At 68.0% G+C, this 16,423-nt stretch carries 16 protein-coding genes and 1 tRNA gene; 12 read left to right on the forward strand and 5 right to left on the reverse strand.

What is annotated here, in order from left to right:
- The first annotated feature begins 610 nt into the window (after window positions 1–610).
- The 7 genes from ACTHN1_RS02545 (at window position 611) to fliR (ending at window position 5,070) form a co-directional block, all read left to right on the forward strand.
- Entirely contained in the window at window positions 611–1,138 is a 528-nt protein-coding gene (locus tag ACTHN1_RS02545) for a flagellar basal body-associated FliL family protein (RefSeq protein WP_440469402.1), read from the forward strand.
- A gap of 16 nt (window positions 1,139–1,154) precedes the next feature.
- Window positions 1,155–2,201, forward strand: a complete 1,047-nt coding sequence (fliM, locus tag ACTHN1_RS02550) for a flagellar motor switch protein FliM (RefSeq protein ID WP_440469403.1) — start codon at window positions 1,155–1,157, stop codon at window positions 2,199–2,201.
- Window positions 2,198–2,536, forward strand: coding sequence for a flagellar motor switch protein FliN (fliN, locus tag ACTHN1_RS02555; protein WP_440469404.1), 339 nt, complete (start codon window positions 2,198–2,200; stop codon window positions 2,534–2,536). Before fliM ends, fliN begins: the two co-directional genes overlap by 4 nt.
- A gap of 5 nt (window positions 2,537–2,541) precedes the next feature.
- Window positions 2,542–2,937 carry a flagellar biosynthetic protein FliO gene (gene fliO, locus ACTHN1_RS02560; protein WP_440469405.1) on the forward strand — a complete coding sequence of 132 codons (396 nt, stop codon included), beginning with the start codon at window positions 2,542–2,544 and terminating at the stop codon, window positions 2,935–2,937.
- Window positions 2,938–2,939: 2 nt separating this feature from the next.
- Complete coding sequence (gene fliP / locus ACTHN1_RS02565; RefSeq protein ID WP_440469406.1) at window positions 2,940–3,770, forward strand: flagellar type III secretion system pore protein FliP; 831 nt, start codon at window positions 2,940–2,942, stop codon at window positions 3,768–3,770.
- 94 nt (window positions 3,771–3,864) lie between these two features.
- Window positions 3,865–4,134 carry a flagellar biosynthetic protein FliQ gene (locus ACTHN1_RS02570; RefSeq protein WP_440469407.1) on the forward strand — a complete coding sequence of 90 codons (270 nt, stop codon included), beginning with the start codon at window positions 3,865–3,867 and terminating at the stop codon, window positions 4,132–4,134.
- 144 nt (window positions 4,135–4,278) lie between these two features.
- The gene (fliR, locus tag ACTHN1_RS02575; protein ID WP_440469408.1) at window positions 4,279–5,070 is read left to right on the forward strand and encodes a flagellar biosynthetic protein FliR; all 792 of its coding nucleotides are present in this window, start codon (window positions 4,279–4,281) and stop codon (window positions 5,068–5,070) included.
- 721 nt (window positions 5,071–5,791) lie between these two features.
- On the opposite strand, the gene ACTHN1_RS02580 is transcribed toward fliR, so the two are convergent.
- From ACTHN1_RS02580 to ACTHN1_RS02590, 3 genes are read right to left on the reverse strand one after another with little or no spacing between them, the layout of a single operon-like run.
- Window positions 5,792–6,310: an SRPBCC family protein gene (locus ACTHN1_RS02580; RefSeq protein ID WP_440469440.1), complete on the reverse strand. Its 519-nt coding sequence runs from the start codon at window positions 6,308–6,310 to the stop codon at window positions 5,792–5,794.
- Window positions 6,311–6,312: 2 nt separating this feature from the next.
- Window positions 6,313–7,227, reverse strand: a complete 915-nt coding sequence (locus ACTHN1_RS02585; RefSeq protein ID WP_440469409.1) for a M48 family metallopeptidase — start codon at window positions 7,225–7,227, stop codon at window positions 6,313–6,315.
- A gap of 20 nt (window positions 7,228–7,247) precedes the next feature.
- On the reverse strand, window positions 7,248–9,083 hold the full coding sequence (locus ACTHN1_RS02590) for a formylglycine-generating enzyme family protein (protein ID WP_440469410.1): 1,836 nt from the start codon (window positions 9,081–9,083) through the stop codon (window positions 7,248–7,250).
- 87 nt (window positions 9,084–9,170) lie between these two features.
- On the opposite strand from ACTHN1_RS02590, the gene rnd reads away from it, so the two are divergent.
- Window positions 9,171–10,256: a ribonuclease D gene (gene rnd, locus ACTHN1_RS02595; RefSeq protein ID WP_440469411.1), complete on the forward strand. Its 1,086-nt coding sequence runs from the start codon at window positions 9,171–9,173 to the stop codon at window positions 10,254–10,256.
- Window positions 10,257–10,308: 52 nt separating this feature from the next.
- On the opposite strand, the gene ACTHN1_RS02600 is transcribed toward rnd, so the two are convergent.
- Window positions 10,309–11,172 carry a MipA/OmpV family protein gene (locus ACTHN1_RS02600; RefSeq protein ID WP_440469412.1) on the reverse strand — a complete coding sequence of 288 codons (864 nt, stop codon included), beginning with the start codon at window positions 11,170–11,172 and terminating at the stop codon, window positions 10,309–10,311.
- A 104-nt stretch (window positions 11,173–11,276) separates the two neighbouring features.
- Complete coding sequence (locus ACTHN1_RS02605) at window positions 11,277–11,588, reverse strand: hypothetical protein (RefSeq protein WP_440469413.1); 312 nt, start codon at window positions 11,586–11,588, stop codon at window positions 11,277–11,279.
- A gap of 185 nt (window positions 11,589–11,773) precedes the next feature.
- Here ACTHN1_RS02605 and ACTHN1_RS02610 point away from each other — a divergent pair, with 185 nt between their 5' ends.
- The 4 genes from ACTHN1_RS02610 (at window position 11,774) to ACTHN1_RS02625 (ending at window position 16,210) form a co-directional block, all read left to right on the forward strand.
- A complete protein-coding gene (locus ACTHN1_RS02610) occupies window positions 11,774–12,490 on the forward strand; it encodes a response regulator (protein WP_440469414.1) in 717 nt (238 codons plus the stop codon).
- Window positions 12,487–13,878, forward strand: coding sequence for a sensor histidine kinase (locus ACTHN1_RS02615; protein ID WP_440469415.1), 1,392 nt, complete (start codon window positions 12,487–12,489; stop codon window positions 13,876–13,878). Before ACTHN1_RS02610 ends, ACTHN1_RS02615 begins: the two co-directional genes overlap by 4 nt.
- Window positions 13,879–14,135: 257 nt before the next feature.
- Window positions 14,136–16,175 (forward strand): DUF3413 domain-containing protein, encoded by a 2,040-nt coding sequence (locus tag ACTHN1_RS02620; protein ID WP_440469441.1) that lies wholly within the window; start codon window positions 14,136–14,138, stop codon window positions 16,173–16,175.
- Window positions 16,135–16,210, forward strand: a tRNA-Ala gene (locus tag ACTHN1_RS02625). The genes ACTHN1_RS02620 and ACTHN1_RS02625 overlap by 41 nt, the downstream gene beginning before the upstream one ends.
- The last annotated feature ends 213 nt before the right edge of the window (window positions 16,211–16,423 follow it).

Genomic DNA, 16,423 nt, shown 5'->3' on the forward strand with positions numbered 1-16,423 from the left:
GGACGGCACATCCATGTGCCGACCCAAAACGCTGCACATCCCTGTGCAGCGCCCTTCGGGTTTACCCACCGGCGCCACCGCTGCGGATGGGGCCCCAAAAAGCAGAAGCCGACTTCCGGATAGCCACCGTTGCCGTTGCTGTTGCTTTGCTTTGGCTCTACGGGCCCCCGTTAAGGCGTGGCAAGCGGGCCGGGTAAAACCCGAAGGGCGGCGCACATGGACGTGCGCCGTTTTCGGCAGGGGCAGGATGCCCCTTCCGAAAATTCCCGGTCCGATTGCGGACCCGGAGCGAAGCGCAGGGCACGCCGCCAGGGGTGTGTTTCTTTGGTTCCTTTCTTTGCACAAGCAAAGAAAGGGACGCCCCGCGGCGAGCGCATCATGGCTGAGAACCGATAGCAACCCCGCGCGCCAGCGCCCCGAAAAGGGCGATGGCCTTTGCCCCTGCTCCCAGGCCCCACCGCAGCGGCCCCCCGCACCCCAGCCCCCCCTCGCGCCGGACAAATGACGATCCCACCCCCACCCTGACCCCACTCCCCACGTCGGTTTTCCGACAGAACAACCCGTCCCCCACGGCACACCCCTTGCATCCCCTCCCCCGTCCACCCAGGAGATGCCCCGCGTGCCCCCCGCCGAGAAACCCGACCCCAAGCTGCTCAAACCCGCGCCCAAGGCGGGCAAGCCCTGGCTGATCATCGCGCTGGTCGCGATCGTCGCCGCCGGCGCGGCCGGTGGCGGCGCCTGGTTCTTCGCTTCCCGCAACGCCGCGCCCGCCAAGTCCGAAGCCAAGGCCGCGCCGGATGCCGGCAAGGTCCCGCTGCCGGCCCAGTACTTCGCCCTGGAGCCGCCCTTCGTGGTCAACCTGATCGGCTCGGCCGGCGGCGCCCGCTACCTGCAGGTCGAGGTGCAGTTGATGACCCGGGATCCGGAATCCCTCAAGGCCATCGAACTGCACGCCCCGGCCCTGCGCGCCAAGCTGCTGATGCTGTTCGCCCAGCAGAACGCCGAGGAACTGATCACCCGCGCCGGCAAGGAGAAGCTGCAGGCGCAGGCCCTGGCCGAAGTGCGCAAGTTGATGAAGGCCGAAACCGGCAAGCCCGGCGCCGAGCAACTGCTGTTCACCAGCTTCGTGATGCAGTGAGGGGACGCCCGCGATGATGAGCGACCTGCTTTCGCAAGACGAAATCGACGCCCTGCTGCACGGGGTCGATTCCGGCGCGATCGGGACCGACGAGCCGCCGCCGGATCCCGGCGTCGCCCGCATCTATGACTTCGCCAGCCAGGACCGCATCGTCCGCGGCCGCCTGCCGACGCTGGAGATGATCAACGAGCGCTTCATCCGCACCTGGCGCATCGGCCTGTTCAACCTGCTGCGCCGGTCGGCCGACCTGTCGGTACGCGGCATCGAGATGATCAAGTTCGGCGAATACCTGCATTCGCTGTACGTGCCCACCAACCTCAACCTGATCCGGCTCAAGCCGCTGCGCGGCGTGGGCCTAGTGGTGTTCGAGCCCAAGCTGGTCTACACGGTGGTGGACAACTTCTTCGGTGGCGACGGCCGCTATCCGGCCAAGATCGAGGGCCGCGAGTTCACCGCCACCGAGATGCGGGTCATCCACCTGCTGCTCAAGCAGACCTTCACCGACCTGATCGACGCCTGGGCGCCGGTGATGCCGGTGGAGTTCGAATACATCAATTCGGAAGTCAATCCGCACTTCGCCAACATCGTCAGCCCGCGCGAGTACGTGGTGGTCAGCCGCTTCCACGTCGAACTGGACGGCGGCGGCGGCGACCTGCACATCACCCTGCCCTATTCCATGCTGGAGCCGATCCGCGAACTGCTCGACGCCGGCATCCAGTCCGATCGCGTGCACGACGACGACAGCTTCCGCGACAGCGTCAACGAGCTGCTGCGCGGCGCCGAGGTCACCCTGTCCAGCGTGCTGGCCGAGAAGCGCATCAGCCTGCGCGATCTCACCCGCCTCAAGGTCGGCGACGTGCTGCCCATCGACCTGCCGCGCACGGTGCCGGTGTGCGTCGAACAGGTGCCGGTGTTCACCGGCGAGTTCGGCACCTCCAACGGCAACAACGCGGTGAAGATCATCGCCCACCGTCCTCCCGGCGCGGTGGTGCCGCCATCGCCGGCCACGCCTTCGCTCGCACCCTCCGCCTCCGAGATCGCCACCCAGGATTCCCAGCCATGAACCATCCCCTCTCCGAAGAAGCCGCCGCCGCGCAATTCGAGGCCCTGCAGGCCGACGCCGGGCGCAGCCTCAGCGACATGAGCCTGGACGTCATCCTGGACGTGCCGGTGGTGCTGTCGCTGGAAGTCGGCCGCACCCGCATCCCGATCCGCAACCTGCTGCAGCTCAACCAGGGCTCGGTGGTGGAACTGGAACGCGGCGCGGGCGAACCGCTGGACGTGTTCGTCAACGGCACCCTGATCGCCCATGGCGAAGTGGTGGTCGTCAACGAACGCTTCGGCGTGCGCCTGACCGACGTGGTCAGCCCCAGCGAACGCATCCGCCGCCTGCGCTGATTCCGATGTCGTTCGCGCTTCCGCTCCTCGCCGCGGCCACCGCGCCCGCGCAGAAAATCGGCCACGCCGCGCCGGCCACGCCCGGCATCGGCGGCGCGCTGGTCGGCCTGATCCTGGTGCTGGGCCTGATCCTCGGCCTGGCCTGGCTGCTCAAGCGCCTGCCCGGCACCGGCCTGGGCCTGCGCCCGAACGATCAGCTGCGCGTGGTGACCAGTCTGTCGGTCGGCACCAAGGAACGCCTGCTGGTGGTGGAGGTCGGCGGCGAACAGCTGCTGATCGGCGTCAGCCCCGGCGGCATCGCCACCCTGCACCGCCTGCCCGAACCGCTGCCGCCGGTGCCGGCGCAGCCCCTGCCCAACTTCGCCGAACTGCTGGCCAAGCGCCTGCGCAAAGAGAAATGACGATGCGTCGCCTGTTGCCCTTCCTGCTGTGCCTGTGGCTGCTGGCCGCGCCCGTGCTGGCCTTCGCGCAGAACGCGCAGGCCGCCGCGACACCCGCCGCGCCCGCCGCCGCGAACACCGCCACCGCGCCCGCCGCGCCGACGCCGCCGGGCAAGCCGACCCTGCCGGCGCTGCCGGACGTGAACGTCGGCCAGATTGGCGATCGCAACGTCAGCCTGCCATTGCAGACCCTATTGCTGATGACGGCGATCACCCTGATCCCGTCGATCCTGCTGGCGATGACCGCGTTCACCCGCATCATCATCGTGCTCGGCCTGCTGCGGCAGGCGCTGGGCACCGGCCAGACCCCGTCCAACCAGGTGCTGGTGGGGCTGGCGCTGTTCCTGACCATGCTGGTGATGATGCCGGTCGGCGAAAAGGCCTGGGCGCAGGGCATGGCGCCCTATCTCGACGGGCAGATCGATTTCGCCAGCGCCTGGACCCTGACCACCGGCCCGCTGCGCGATTTCATGCTGGCGCAGGTGCGCGAAACCGATCTGATGACCTTCGCCGGCATGGCCGGCCACGCCAGTTACGCCAGCCCGGCCGACGTGCCGTTCCCGATCGTGGTCGCCTCGTTCATCACCAGCGAACTCAAGACCGCCTTCGAAATCGGCTTCCTGATCTTCATCCCGTTCGTGATCATCGACCTGGTGGTCGCCAGCGTGTTGATGTCGATGGGCATGATGATGCTTTCGCCGATGCTGGTCTCCGCACCGTTCAAGATCCTGCTGTTCGTGCTGGTCGACGGCTGGGTGCTGATCGTCGGCTCGCTGGCGGCGAGTTTCAATTGATAGCCAGGATTGGGAATTGGTGATTCGGGCTTCGCAAGATCCGAAAAGCCTCTCCTCCAACTCCTGATCCCCAATTCCGAACCCCGAACTTCCAATGACTCCCGAAACCGCATTGACCGAACTGCGTGGCGGCCTGGAAATCGCGCTGTGGGTGGGTGGGCCGCTGTTGCTGGTGGTGCTGATCGTGGGCGTGGTGATCGGCGTGATCCAGGCCGCGACCCAGTTGAACGAACCCACCATCGCCTTCGTCGCCAAGGCCATCGCGCTGACCGCGGCGCTGTTCGCGATGGGCAGCTACCTGATGGGCACGCTGGTGGAATACACCACGGCGCTGTTCCAGCGGCTGCCGCACCTGATTGGCTGAAGAGATGGCGCCGCCCGGCCCGGCATCGCGGGGAAATCCCCCCCTGCCCCCCCTTCTGCAAAGGGGGGAATGTCCGGATGCCGCGTCGTTTTTCCTGGTCCGGAGGTGGGTCGGGTGCACGGGTGATCGCGCGGGGCGATTCGGATGAACGCCGCCACCCAGATGGTCATCGACGGGCAACAGGCGTTCGGCCTGATCAACGCCCTGCTGTGGGTGATGCTGCGCACCGGCGCGATGCTGATGGCGATGCCGCTGATCGGCACCCGCGCGGTGCCGGTGCGGGTCCGCGTGATCCTGGCCGGCGCGCTGTCGCTTGCGTTGGCGCCGATGCTGCCGTCGCCGCCGACGCAGATCGCCTTCGATTCGGTCAACGTGCTGACCGCCGCGCGCGAACTGGCGGTGGGTGCGTGCATCGGCTTCCTGCTGCGGCTGGCCTTCGAGGCCGGCGCGCTGGCCGGCGAACTGATCTCGCAGGGCACCGGCCTGGCGTTCGCGCAGATGTCCGATCCGCTGCGCGGCGTGAACTCCGGCGTGGTCGGCCAATGGTTCTACCTGGCCTTCGGGCTGGTGTTCTTCACCCTCAACGGCCACCTGGCGCTGATCGCGCTGCTGGTGGACAGCTACCACTCGCTGCCGATCGGCACCGCGCTGCCGGATCCGCAGGCGGTGTTGCAGGTCGCGCCGGCGTTCTTCATGCAGATGCTGCGCGCGGCGCTGAGCCTGGCGCTGCCGGTGATGGTGGCGATGCTGGCGGTGAACCTGGCCTTCGGCGTGCTGGGGCGCGCCGCGCCGGCGCTGAATCCGATCCAGCTGGGATTGCCGACGGCGTTGTTGCTGGGGTTGTTCCTGCTGGCGTTGTTGTCGGGGGAGCTGGGGCCGCCGGTGCAGCGCATTTTTGATCAGACGTTTGAGGCTGCGCGGCGGATTACGGCGTAGGTTTGGGTCTTCTTCTGCTCGGGCGCTGACGCGCAGGTTTGCTATCGGCAGCCATACCTGGCTCGCTGCCGCGGGGCGTCCCTTTCTTTGCTTGTGCAAAGAAAGGAACCAAAGAAACACACCCCTGGCGGCGTGCCCTGCGCGCTGCGCGCACAGGGTCCGCAACCGGCCCGGGAATTTTCGGAAGGGGCATCCTGCCCCTGCCGAAAACGGCGCACGTCCATGTGCGCCGCCCTGCGGGTTTACCCGGCCCGCTTGCCACGCCTGAACGGGGGCCCGAAAGGCAAAAGCAAGGCAACAGCAACAGCGGAGTGCCGAGAACGGTTATGCCGTACCGCTTTGGCTTTGGCTTTGGCTCTGCCTTGCTCTTGGGGCCCCATCCGCAGCGGTGGCGCCGGTGGGCAAACCCGTCAGGGCGCCGCGCAGGACGCGCGGCGTTTTGGGTCGGCACACGGATGTGCCGTCCCAAAATTACCACAGGCGACACGGACCCCAACGGCGCAGCCGTTGGGGCGCGAGGACCGGGGTGTGTTTCTTTGGTTACTTTCTTTGCACAAGCAAAGAAAGGAACGCCCCGCGGCAGCGCGCCATGTACGGCCACCGAAAACAAACCCGCGTCAGCGCCCCGAAAAGACAAAGCGATGCCTATTTGCTCTTGGGCCCCTTCCGCAGTGGTGGCGTCAGCGGACAGACGCACACGTCAGCGCCCGATAATCAACATCTACTTCCCTTGGCGCAAATACTCCACCAACCCACCCAACTGCTGCCCCTGCACCCGATCCACCACCGGCGCCAGCGTCCGCAGGTCATCCGGCGTGTAACCACCCGCCCGATACCACAGCGTGATCCGGGTCCCGCCATTTTCCTCGGCCAGGCGCCACTCCATCGCCCCTGACAATCCCATCCCCTGCAACGGCCCAAGACCGCCCGCGAGGCGAAGAAGCTTGCCGGGTTCGGCGAACACCACCGTCATGTGCCGCGCCTGGCGCGCGCCGTCGATTTCGCAGAAGCAGCCGCCGGCGCGGGGCTCCAGGCTAAGGCGCGAGGCATCGCCCCACCAGGTATGGTCCTTCGGCCACCAATGACCCATCGCCAGCAGCCCGTTCCAGGCCGCATCCGGTTTCACCGGCACCCATTGACTGTTCTCGAGGGTGAAACCGTTGGCCGCCTGATCCTTGACCGCCGCCGGCGCCGGCGGCGCCAGGCCGCAGGCCAGCAACGCCGTCGCCAGCAAACGCATGTTCACTGCGCCGCCGTTTCCTTGCAGAAGCGGTTGCGGTACTCCATCGCCTTGGGCATCAACGCGGTCAGGTTCTGGATGCGGGTGCCGGGATTGGGATGGGTGGAGGAGAATTCCGGCGGTGCCTGCCCGCCGCTGGCCTCGCTCATGCGCTCCCACAGCGGTACCGCTTCCTGCGGATTGAAACAGGCCGCGGCGGCCAGCATCAGGCCGACCTCGTCGGCCTGGGTCTCGTGGGTGCGTGCGTAGGGCAGCAGGTAGCCGTAGCCCATCGCCGCCATCACCATCTGCTGCTGTTGCGGATCCATGCCGCTCATCGCGCCGGCCATCTGTCCGATCTGGGTCAGCTTCTGCTGTGACATGCGCTGGGCGCCGTGGCGCAGCAACGCGTGGGCGATTTCATGGCCCATGACCACCGCCACCGCGTCGGCGTTCTTGGCCACCGGAATCAACCCGGTATAGACCGCCATCTTGCCGCCGGGCAGGCAGAACGCATTGGCCTGTTCGGACTGGATGACGTTGACGTCCCAGTCGAAGGTCCGCCAGTTGCCACTGGGCTGGGTGCCGCGCTCCTGCGCGATGGCCGCCTCGACCTCCGGAATCTTGCTGATCAGCCGCTGCGCGATCGTGCGCACCTGCTGGGCGATCTGCGAATTCGGATCCACCGGGCGTTCCTGCGAGAGGATTTCCTGGTACGCCTGCAGGCCCAGCGCCTTTTCCTCCTCGACGCTGATCGAACTGTCGATCAGCACCTTTTCGCCGGTATACGGATCGGTCACCCGGTTGGAGAACCAGTAGAACGCGGCGTAGCCCGCGAACCCCAGCAGGATCAGCCAGCGGACGTTGCCGAACAGGCCGCGCCGGCGTGGCGCGCCGCCCTGATCGTACTGTCCCTGCCCGAACGGATCGTTCCTCATCGCCTTCTCCCAGTCGCCGGCTAGATGCCACGCACCACGCGGAAGCCCACCCGCGCATTAGTCATATCCGAATCCGAGGACGAACGCCATGCCGCCCGCGCCTGCACCGGCGCGCTGGCCCAGGAGCCGCCCCGCACCACCCGCGAGCGGCAGCCCGGGTTGAACCAGGCCGCGCCGTCGCCGGGGGCGCGCCGGTAGCTGGCATGCCAGCAATCGGCCACCCATTCGCTGGTGTTGCCGCCCATGTCGTGCAGGCCCCAGGCGTTCGGAGGGAAGCTGCCGACCGGCGCCGGTCCCCAGTAGCCGTCGCCGTAGCCGACGAAGGCGTTGTTCCAGTGGCGGCCGCTGGGCGAGGTGTCGTTGCCCCCGGTCAGGTTCTCGACCTTCGCCGGCGGTACCCCGTTGCCCCAGGGATAGCGTCCCTGCACGCCGGCCCGCAGGGCGTACTCGAACTCCGCTTCGCTGGGCAGGCGATAGCTGTGCCCGGTCTGTTTCGCCAACCAGTCCGCGTAGGCTTCGGCGTCGTAGACGCTGACATGCAGGACCGGCATGTCGGCGCGCGCGGGCATGCCGCTGTAGTCGGACTGCCAGTCCACCCCGCTGCGGCGCACGAAGTTGCCGCTGCGCTCGTCGTAGACGATGGAATGCCCGCGCCGGGTCGCGCGGGGACGATACTGGGTGGCCTGCACGAACCGGCGGAACTCGCCGACGGTGACGGCGTTGCGCGCCATCGCGAAACCGCGATCGAAGCGCACGTAGTGGGCGGGTTTCTCGGCGTCGGTCGCGCCCAGTTCGTTCTCGTCCGCGCCCATGCGGAACGCGCCGTGCGGCACGATCACCATTTCCGGCCCGCGCCCGCCATTGCCCAGCGCGTCGGTGAAAGCCTGGCCTGGACGGAACAGTCCGTAGTGGGTCGCCAGTTCGATGCGCTGGCGGAAATCGGCGGCCACCGGATCGCCGGGAGAGGCGATGCGCAGCACTTCGGCCAGTTTCTCGCGCGCGGCCTTCAGCCCCAGCGGCGACTGCAGATCCTGCACGCCCGACTCACGCAGACCGGCGATGCGCACGGTGCGGATGGCCTCGATCCGTTGACGGGCATCCGCCACCGTGGGCGCATTGTTGCGGATCTTGCCGGCATGGCCCAGCCAGATTGCCGCGGTATCGAAGTCCCCGGCCAGCGCCACGTCCTCGGCGCGCCGGATCAAGGCGCTTTCCACCGCCGCCAGGCCCTGCAGCGCGCGCGTCTGCCCCGGCTTCCACTTCAGCACCTCGCGGAAACCCGCCAGCGCGCCGCCGCCCTGTTCGCCCAGCCGGCCCTCGTTGAGCGCGCGTTCGCTGGCCACGTTGAGCCGGCTCAGCTGTTCAATCTCATCGACCCGCGACAGATAGGCCAGCACCGCCTCGTCGTCCGGATCGATGGCGCGCGCGACCGCGGCGATTTCCGCCGCCTCGCGCGCATCGTCATCCCGCTCCTCGGCGGTCCTAGCGACCTTCTCGCCACGGTCGAGCAGGCGATCCAGGGCCTGGCCCAGGCCTCGCCGCGTCGCCGCGTCCTCCGGCTCCAGCCGGCGGATTGCCAGATACAGCGGAATCGCGTCGTCGGCGCTGGCGTACAGGCGACCGGCTTCCAGCGCCTGCGCCGCGCGCCGGCGCGCGTCGGGAATGCCCTCCCGGGTGAGCGCGACCGCCGGGGGCTGCCAGTTGAGGGCGGCGTTGACACTGTCGTCACCGGTGACGGTGATGCGCGGCATGCGCACGTCGACGGCGTCGCGGCGCTGATCCCGCGAAGCCGCAGGCTCGCGCGAGCAACCGCACAGCACCAGACCGGTCAGCACCAGCAGGCCAAACGCGCGCAAACCGCCCTCCACCCTCACCGAAATCCGTCCCGCGACGGTAGGCTATTGTCTCCCGACTCGGCAACCAATGCATTCAGCGGAGATTTCGTGCCCCATTGGATTCAAACCCCCGACGCCCTCGCCGCGTTCTTCACCACGCCCCCTGCCCGCATCGGCCTGGATACGGAGTTCGTCCGCGAACGCACCTTCTGGCCCCAGCTCGCGCTGGTCCAGATGGCGGTCGGCGATGACATCCTGTTGATCGATCCGTTGCAGCCGGGCATGCCGCAGGCACTGGCGGTCATTCTCGGGGACACCCGGATCCTCAAGGTCATGCACAGCGCCAGCGAGGATCTGGTGGCGCTGGGCTACACCTGCGGCGTCGCGCCGCAACCGCTGTTCGATACCCAGATCGCCGCCGCCCTGGCGGGCGTCGCCGCCGGCATCGGCTACCAGAAGCTGGTGGAACAGATCACCGGCGTCGTGCTGGCCAAGGGCGAGACGCGGTCGGACTGGCTGCGTCGGCCACTCAGCGAATCGCAGCTCAAGTACGCCGCCGACGACGTGCATTACCTGTTCGCGCTGCACGACACGCTGGCCTCGCGATTGCACGAACAGGGACGCGCCGAGTGGCTGGCCGAGGATTGCCGGCGCCTGCTGGAAAGCGCCAGCCAGGAGGACGGCGAGCGCTGGCCGCACCTGTCCATGCGCAGCGCGCAGTTCCTTGATGCCCCCGCGCAGCAGCGCCTGCTGCGCCTGCTGCGCTGGCGCGACGCCACCGCGCGCCGGACCGACAAGCCGCGCAGCTGGATCCTCGACAACGAAATGGCGACCGCGCTGGCGCGCACCCCTCCGGCGGATCGCGCCGCGCTGGGCCGCTGGCTGGACACCCAGCCCAAGTCGCCACGCAAGCTCGCCGACAGCCTCTGGGAGAGCCTGTCCACGCCGCTGGCGGACGAAGCGGATGCCCCGCTGGCGCGCGCGGCCACGGATCGCGACAAGGCCGCCCTGCGCAGAATGCAGGATGCGGTCGCCCGCCGGAGCGCCGAACTGGGACTGCCGGATGGCGTGCTCGCCTCGCGCCGCTATCTGGAGGTGCTGCTGGAATCGGGCGAATGGCCCGCCGCCCTGTCCGGCTGGCGCAAGGCCGAACTGGAGCCGCTGCTGGACGCCGAGGCCACCCCGGCCGCTTGAATCGTCCGCGTCCCGGTGCGCGGGCACCGGGACGTTGGCCGGATGGCCCTGCTCAGAAACGATACGTCGCCATCACGAACGCGCTGGGCGCGGTCTTGCGCCGCACGATCGGACTCTCGGCGGCGTCGCCGGACAGTCGTTCGGCGCCCACCGACGTATAGAGTCCCCAGTGATCGTTGATCCGGTAAGTCCAGTCGACGCCGGTGCTGATCGCGTACAGGCCGGCCTTCGGCGCGTACGCGCGGAAACCCGACGCCCGTGACTGCGCGGCGGTCACGCCGTAGTAGGTCTGGAGGTAGTCGCGATCACCGCCATGCCCGGTGAGGCCGAGAGTGATGTCGTTGCGTTCGCCGGCATACACGGTCGAGGTGAATCCGACGTGGTAGGCGCGGCCGTTCTCGCGCCGCGACAGGGGTTCCTCCAGGGTCACCGACACCCCGAACCAGCGATTGGGCGTCCAGCCGGCGCTCACCAGCGCGAGCGCGGATCCCTCGACCCGCCCCATCCCGCGAAGCTCGTCGCCGCCGTTGCTGGTGCTGCCGCCGAGGAATTTTTCGTCATCGTCCCTGTCCACCCGCTCGGCGCGATACGACAGCGCGGCGCTGTAGTTGAATCCGCCGACGCTGCTGCCCCAGCCGACCCCGCGCAGGGTGCTGGCGAAAAATCCGTTGGCCATGCTGTAGTCGATGCCCAATGCCGGCGTCACCCGGTTCTCGTCCGAACCGGAGTATTTGGACGACACCGCGACACCGGCGCCCATCAGCAGGACGTTCTCGTCTTCCTCGCCATCGGAGGGATCGGCCGCCCAGGCCGGCGCCGACAACGCCAGCAGCGCCGGCAGCAGCCAGACGTGCGGACGGCGGCGAGGGGCGGCGTACGTGGGGGACGTGCGCGCAACGCAATGAAATCCAGTCATCAAAATTTCCTTGAAAAGGGGGTTGCCCAGCCTTGGTATGCAGAACGGCGCCCTGGCGCTGGGACTTGATCCGGGCGTCCTTGTTGTGGGTGGGCGGACAGCGCTCAGGAGCGGCTGCCGCTCTCCATCACCGCGCGCGGCGGCAGCGGCAGGCAGGCGTCCACGACCAGCCGGACGCCACGTCCCGGTCCGTTCGGAGTCCAGCGGAACGCCAGCGGCCAACCCGCGCGCGGCGCGGTGCATTCCATGGCCAACCGCCACTCCAGCGCCAAACTCCAGCTGGAGACGGCATCGCGCGGCGCGCCGTGCCGGTCCGAGGGCGGAGTGGATGCACCCGCGACATCGGCCATGCCGGCGAGGAGCAGCAGGACCACACCGGATACGCGCAGGGCGCTGGCGAAGACGAGGTGTTTCAAGGGGGAATCCTTGCCTGGATGAACGTGTCGGGAGGGAGTCGCCCCCCCGACGGCCGCCATCAATCCATGCGTCGGGCCGGGGAGTGCCGCGCCAGTCTCGGCCCCGTTCCTTAAGCCCGCCTTGGTTTTTTCTTAAGACTTACTGAAGAAAAGGGGGCAGCAATCCGACCGCCTTTGGTTTAGCTTTGCGCAGCCCCGAAAACCGCATCCGCACCGTGATGAACCTGCTGCTCGTTGAAGACGACATGGAACTCGGCAACGGCGTCCGCATCGCCCTGACCGAGCAAGGCATGAAAGTGGTCTGGGTGCGACGGATGGCCGACGCGATACGCCAGCTGGAACAACACCTGCACGACATGGTGCTGCTGGACATCGGCCTGCCCGACGGCTCGGGTCTGGATCTGCTGCTGCGCCTGCGCGGCGAACGCCGGCACCTGCCCATCCTGATCCTCAGCGCGCGCGACAGCATCAACGACCGCCTGTTCGGGCTGGACAACGGCGCCGACGATTACCTGGTCAAACCCTTCGATCTGGCCGAACTGATTTCGCGGGTGCGCGCGTTGGCGCGCCGCAGCTATGGGCTGGAGGATCGGGTCATCACCCGCGGCGGCCTGTCGCTCAACGAGCAGACCCGGCGGGTGCTGGCCGATGGCCGGCAGATCGACCTCTCGCCGAGCGAATTCGAACTGCTGTCGCTGCTGCTCAAACGCGCCGGCCGGGTGATCACCCGCCGGGTGCTCGAAGCCCAGGTGTTGCCCGGCGGGCATTCCAACGGCAGCAACACGCTGGAAGTGCATATCTCCAACCTGCGCCGCAAGATCGGCCCCAGCCACATCCGCACCATCCGTGGAATCGGCTACGTCTTCGAACACGCCGGCGCCGGCGAAGCGGGCCGCCCGTGAACTGGCTGCGCGGATTCATCCGCTGGTTGCTGCGGGCTTCGTTGCTGCGCCGCCTGCTGCTGGCGCAGATGGTGGTGCTGACCCTGCTGTGGACCGCGCTGCTCGGCTTCGTCCTGTGGCGGGCGCGCGAGGCGCCGGAACTGTTCCAGAATCCGCAGCTGTACCGGGCGGCGTTCGCGGCGGTGGAAGATCTCGCCGACGCGCCCCGGGCGCGCCAGCTCGCGCTGGCATCGATGGGCCACTCGATGGCGGCCGCCTTCAGCGACGGCGACCGCAAATCACGGATGTCGCCGGTCCTCTACATCTGGGAGCACGGAAAGCTGGTCTACCAGTCGAATGCAAATGCGCCGGTGGTGCGCAACCACCGCGTGGGCGTGCTCGAAGTCGTGCAGGCCGGCGGCACCCGCTGGCGCGCGCGGACGGAAGTCTCGCCGCGCGGCACCGTGGTGACGCTGGTCCTGCCCGACACCTGGGAGCTCGCGGTCACCATCAGTTCCAGTGGTTTCTACCTGCTGCCGCTGCTGGTCAGCCTGCCGTTCCTGCTGTTGCCGGCCTGGCTTTCGATCCGCCTGGCCCTGCGCCCCTGGAAGCGCCTCACCAGCGAAATCGCCGGGCGCGCCCCGACCGATCTCCGCCCCTTGACCTTTTCTCCACGGCACAAGGAACTGCGGCCGCTGGTCGAGAGCATCAACCATCTGCTGCAACGGGTCTCTGAAGTCACCGCGCGCGAGCGCATCTTCATCACCGACGCCGCGCACGAGCTGCGCACGCCGCTGGCCGCGCAACGCGTCAACGCCGAGGCGCTCCGCCATCCCCGCTCGGAGCAGGCGCGCCTGGAACTGCTCGACAACCTGCTGCGCAGCAACGAGCGCGCGGCGCGCATGGTCGGGCAGCTGCTCAAGCTGATGCGCAGCGACGCGGCGATTTCATTGCCCCATACCCTCGCGCTGGATCAACTGGCCCAGGACCGGCTCGCCGTACTCGACGATCTGGCCGCGCAGCGGAATGTCGAACTGGAATTGCTGGACTGCGACGACGAGGACGTGCGGGTTCGCGGCGAGCGCGAAAGCCTGATCTCGCTGTTCGACAACCTGGTCGAGAACGCGATCAAGTACAGCCCGCCCGGCGGGCTCGTCACCGTCCAGATCGAGCGTTGCGGCGATCAGGCGCGGTTGCAGGTTTCCGATCGCGGGCCGGGCATCGCGCCGGAACATCATGCGCAGGTGTTCCATCGTTTCTATCGCGTTCCGGATCAGAGCCAACCCGGCAGCGGCCTGGGCCTGTCCATCGTCAAGTCGGTGGTGGACAAGCATGCCGGCAGCATCCAGCTGCATTCCGAGGGCGGCGGGAGCGGCCTGCGCGTGGTGGTGCTGCTGCCGCTGCATTGACCTCCCGCCCGCGTCCGGCCGTGGTTGTTCGCTGAACCACGCCCGTGCCGTCCGGCAATCTTCAGCCACTTCTAAGCCTGCGGTTCGAGCATGTGCGGGTCGAATGGATGCCCGCAGGACCTGACATGAGCTGATCCTGGTTCACCGCACGCCGCCGCGTGCTCCTGGCCGATGAGCCCATGTCGCGGCCGCCGCCACCGAGCCCCTCCCCGCCCTTCCGCACCTCCGCCGGAAGCCGGCGCCTGTCGCCCCGAGGAATGCCCTTGTTTCCGTTTGCCTCCGCTTCCACGTCGCTGTCCGCACGCCTGCGCGCCAATGCCGGCTGGGCCAGCCGCTTCTGGCTGTCCAACGCGCTGCTGTTCGCGCTGCTCGGCCTGGCCTATTGGCCGTGGATCTCGGTCCCGGTCAACATGCCGATCGCCGGTGTCTACCTGATCACCGCCCATCTCGGCTGGTTCGGACTGTTCGCGCTGATCGCGCTGCTGGCGCAGGGACTGCTGATCTGGCTGCCGTCTTCGCTGTTCCGGCTGTCGGGCCTGCTCCTGGGCACCTTCGTGGCGATGTTCCTGCTTGTCGATGCCGTGGTCTTCAGCCAATACCGTTTCCACCTCAACGGATTCGTGATCGATCTGTTCCTCCGTGGCGGCGACGCCATTTCCCTGTCCTGGGTCAGCTGGCTGACCGGCGGCCTGCTCGTGGCCGGGCTGCTCATCGTGGAAGGCGTGATGGGCTGGGCGGCGGCGCGCGCGCGGGCGCCGTTGCGCGGATTTCCGCCGCGCCGGGGCGGTTATCCGCTGATTGTCCTGTGCCTGCTGGTTTCCCAGACCCTGCACGCGGTGGAGGATGCGCACCATCGTCCGCTCATTCCCGGCTACAGCCATGTCTTCCCGCTCTATCAGCCGATCACCGCCAAGCGCAGGTTGCAGGCGCTGGGCATCGGTGTTCCCTACTCGGTCGCGAGCTCTCACGTCTTGCCGCGGACGCGCTCCGACCTGCGCTATCCGCTGAGTCCGGTCCGCGTCGCATCCACGCCGTCCCGCCACAACGTCCTGTTGATCGTCATCGACAGTTGGCGGCATGACGAGGTGAATGCCGGCGTCACCCCGCGCATCGCCGCCTTCGCCCGCGACGCGCAGCGCCACCATGACCACATCAGCGGCGGCAACGCCACCGAAACCGGCATCTTCAGCCTGTTCTACGGATTGCCTGCCACCTACTGGCCGATGTTCCGCGGCGGCGGCACGCCGCCGGTGCTGATGCGCGCGTTCACCGGGGAGGGCTATGCGTTCTCGATCCAGTCCTCCGCGTCGCTCAGCCATCCGCCGTTCGATCGCACCGTGTTCTCGTCGATGCCACGGCTGCCGCCGCGTCCGGAAGGACGTACGCCGGCCGAACGTGATCGCCGCATCACCGACCGATTCCTGGCCTTCCTGCAATCGCGCCATGGCGGACAGCCGTTCTTCGGCTTTCTTTTCTACGACGCGGTGCATGGCTACAGCCTGCCGGCCGGCGGCGCCACGCCGTTCCGCCCGTTCTGGGAACGCGTGGACCACATCCGCCTGAACAACCGCACCGACCCCACCGGTTACCGCAACCGCTATCGCAACGCGCTCCATCACGTCGACCGCCTGGTCGGCGAGATCCTGGACGGGTTGCGCGCGCAGGGCCTGGATCGCGACACCATCGTGGTGATCACCGCCGACCACGGCGAGGAATTCAACGACAACGGGCGCAATTACTGGGGACACGGCAGCAATTTCAGCGACGCCCAGATCAAGGTCCCGTTGTTCATCCGCTGGCCGGGCCGACCGGGCATCGACATCCATCACCGCACCAGTCATTTCGATGTCGCTCCCACCCTGCTGGCCGGCGTGCTGGGCAGTCCCTCCCCGTCGCGCGACTACAGCGTCGGCGGCGAGCTGCGGGACGCCACGGTGGACCGCGACGCCCTGATCGTCGGCAGCTACTACAACCACGCGGTGGTGTCGCCGGGGGAAATCAACGTCGTCCAGCCCGGTGGTTATGTCCGCAGCCTGGGCCCGGATCTCGCGCCGCGCGAGGTCCGGAGCCTGCATGGCGCGCGCCTGGCGGGCGTGCTCGAGCAGATGTCCCGCTTCCACGGAACGCCGGCCGGACGCGCCCTGGAGCGCGTCGTGGATGGGCAGGCGACCGCCGCCCCCTCCCCCGCGGCAACCACGCCTGAACCGTCCCGGTTGGCAACCGGAGCGCGAGGCGCTAGACTTGCCTCACCCTCGTGGGGGGGTAGCTCAGCTGGGAGAGCGCGTCGTTCGCAATGACGAGGTCGTGGGTTCGATCCCCATCCTCTCCACCAAAAATACCGGAAGGGCCAGACGCGAGTCTGGCCCTTCTTTTTTGCGCCACGTTCTTTCCCGGCGTCGCCCCTCCGCGCCACGCTTGTCCACAGCCCGTGTGGATGAAATCTGCACAAAGATGTGGATAACCGTCGTCCGCCCAGGCGCCGCAAGGCTGTCAAGATGGTTGGTGAAAATTTCACCAGCCCGTTCACCGGCCCGTCGCAGGCCTC

The organism is Pseudoxanthomonas sp. (assembly GCF_051953815.1).
Taxonomy (GTDB): Bacteria; Pseudomonadota; Gammaproteobacteria; order Xanthomonadales; family Xanthomonadaceae; genus Pseudoxanthomonas_A.

Excerpts from the sequence above, each read along its gene's own strand:
- ACTHN1_RS02545 (WP_440469402.1), top strand. The coding sequence starts at position 611 with ATGCCCCGCGTGCCCCCCGCCGAGAAACCCGACCCCAAGCTGCTCAAA.
- fliM (WP_440469403.1), top strand. The coding sequence starts at position 1,155 with ATGAGCGACCTGCTTTCGCAAGACGAAATCGACGCCCTGCTGCACGGG.
- fliN (WP_440469404.1), top strand. The coding sequence starts at position 2,198 with ATGAACCATCCCCTCTCCGAAGAAGCCGCCGCCGCGCAATTCGAGGCC.
- fliO (WP_440469405.1), top strand. The coding sequence starts at position 2,542 with ATGTCGTTCGCGCTTCCGCTCCTCGCCGCGGCCACCGCGCCCGCGCAG.
- fliP (WP_440469406.1), top strand. The coding sequence starts at position 2,940 with ATGCGTCGCCTGTTGCCCTTCCTGCTGTGCCTGTGGCTGCTGGCCGCG.
- ACTHN1_RS02570 (WP_440469407.1), top strand. The coding sequence starts at position 3,865 with ATGACTCCCGAAACCGCATTGACCGAACTGCGTGGCGGCCTGGAAATC.
- fliR (WP_440469408.1), top strand. The coding sequence starts at position 4,279 with ATGAACGCCGCCACCCAGATGGTCATCGACGGGCAACAGGCGTTCGGC.
- ACTHN1_RS02580 (WP_440469440.1), bottom strand. The coding sequence starts at position 6,310 with ATGCGTTTGCTGGCGACGGCGTTGCTGGCCTGCGGCCTGGCGCCGCCG.
- ACTHN1_RS02585 (WP_440469409.1), bottom strand. The coding sequence starts at position 7,227 with ATGAGGAACGATCCGTTCGGGCAGGGACAGTACGATCAGGGCGGCGCG.
- ACTHN1_RS02600 (WP_440469412.1), bottom strand. The coding sequence starts at position 11,172 with ATGACTGGATTTCATTGCGTTGCGCGCACGTCCCCCACGTACGCCGCC.
- ACTHN1_RS02620 (WP_440469441.1), top strand. The coding sequence starts at position 14,136 with ATGCCCTTGTTTCCGTTTGCCTCCGCTTCCACGTCGCTGTCCGCACGC.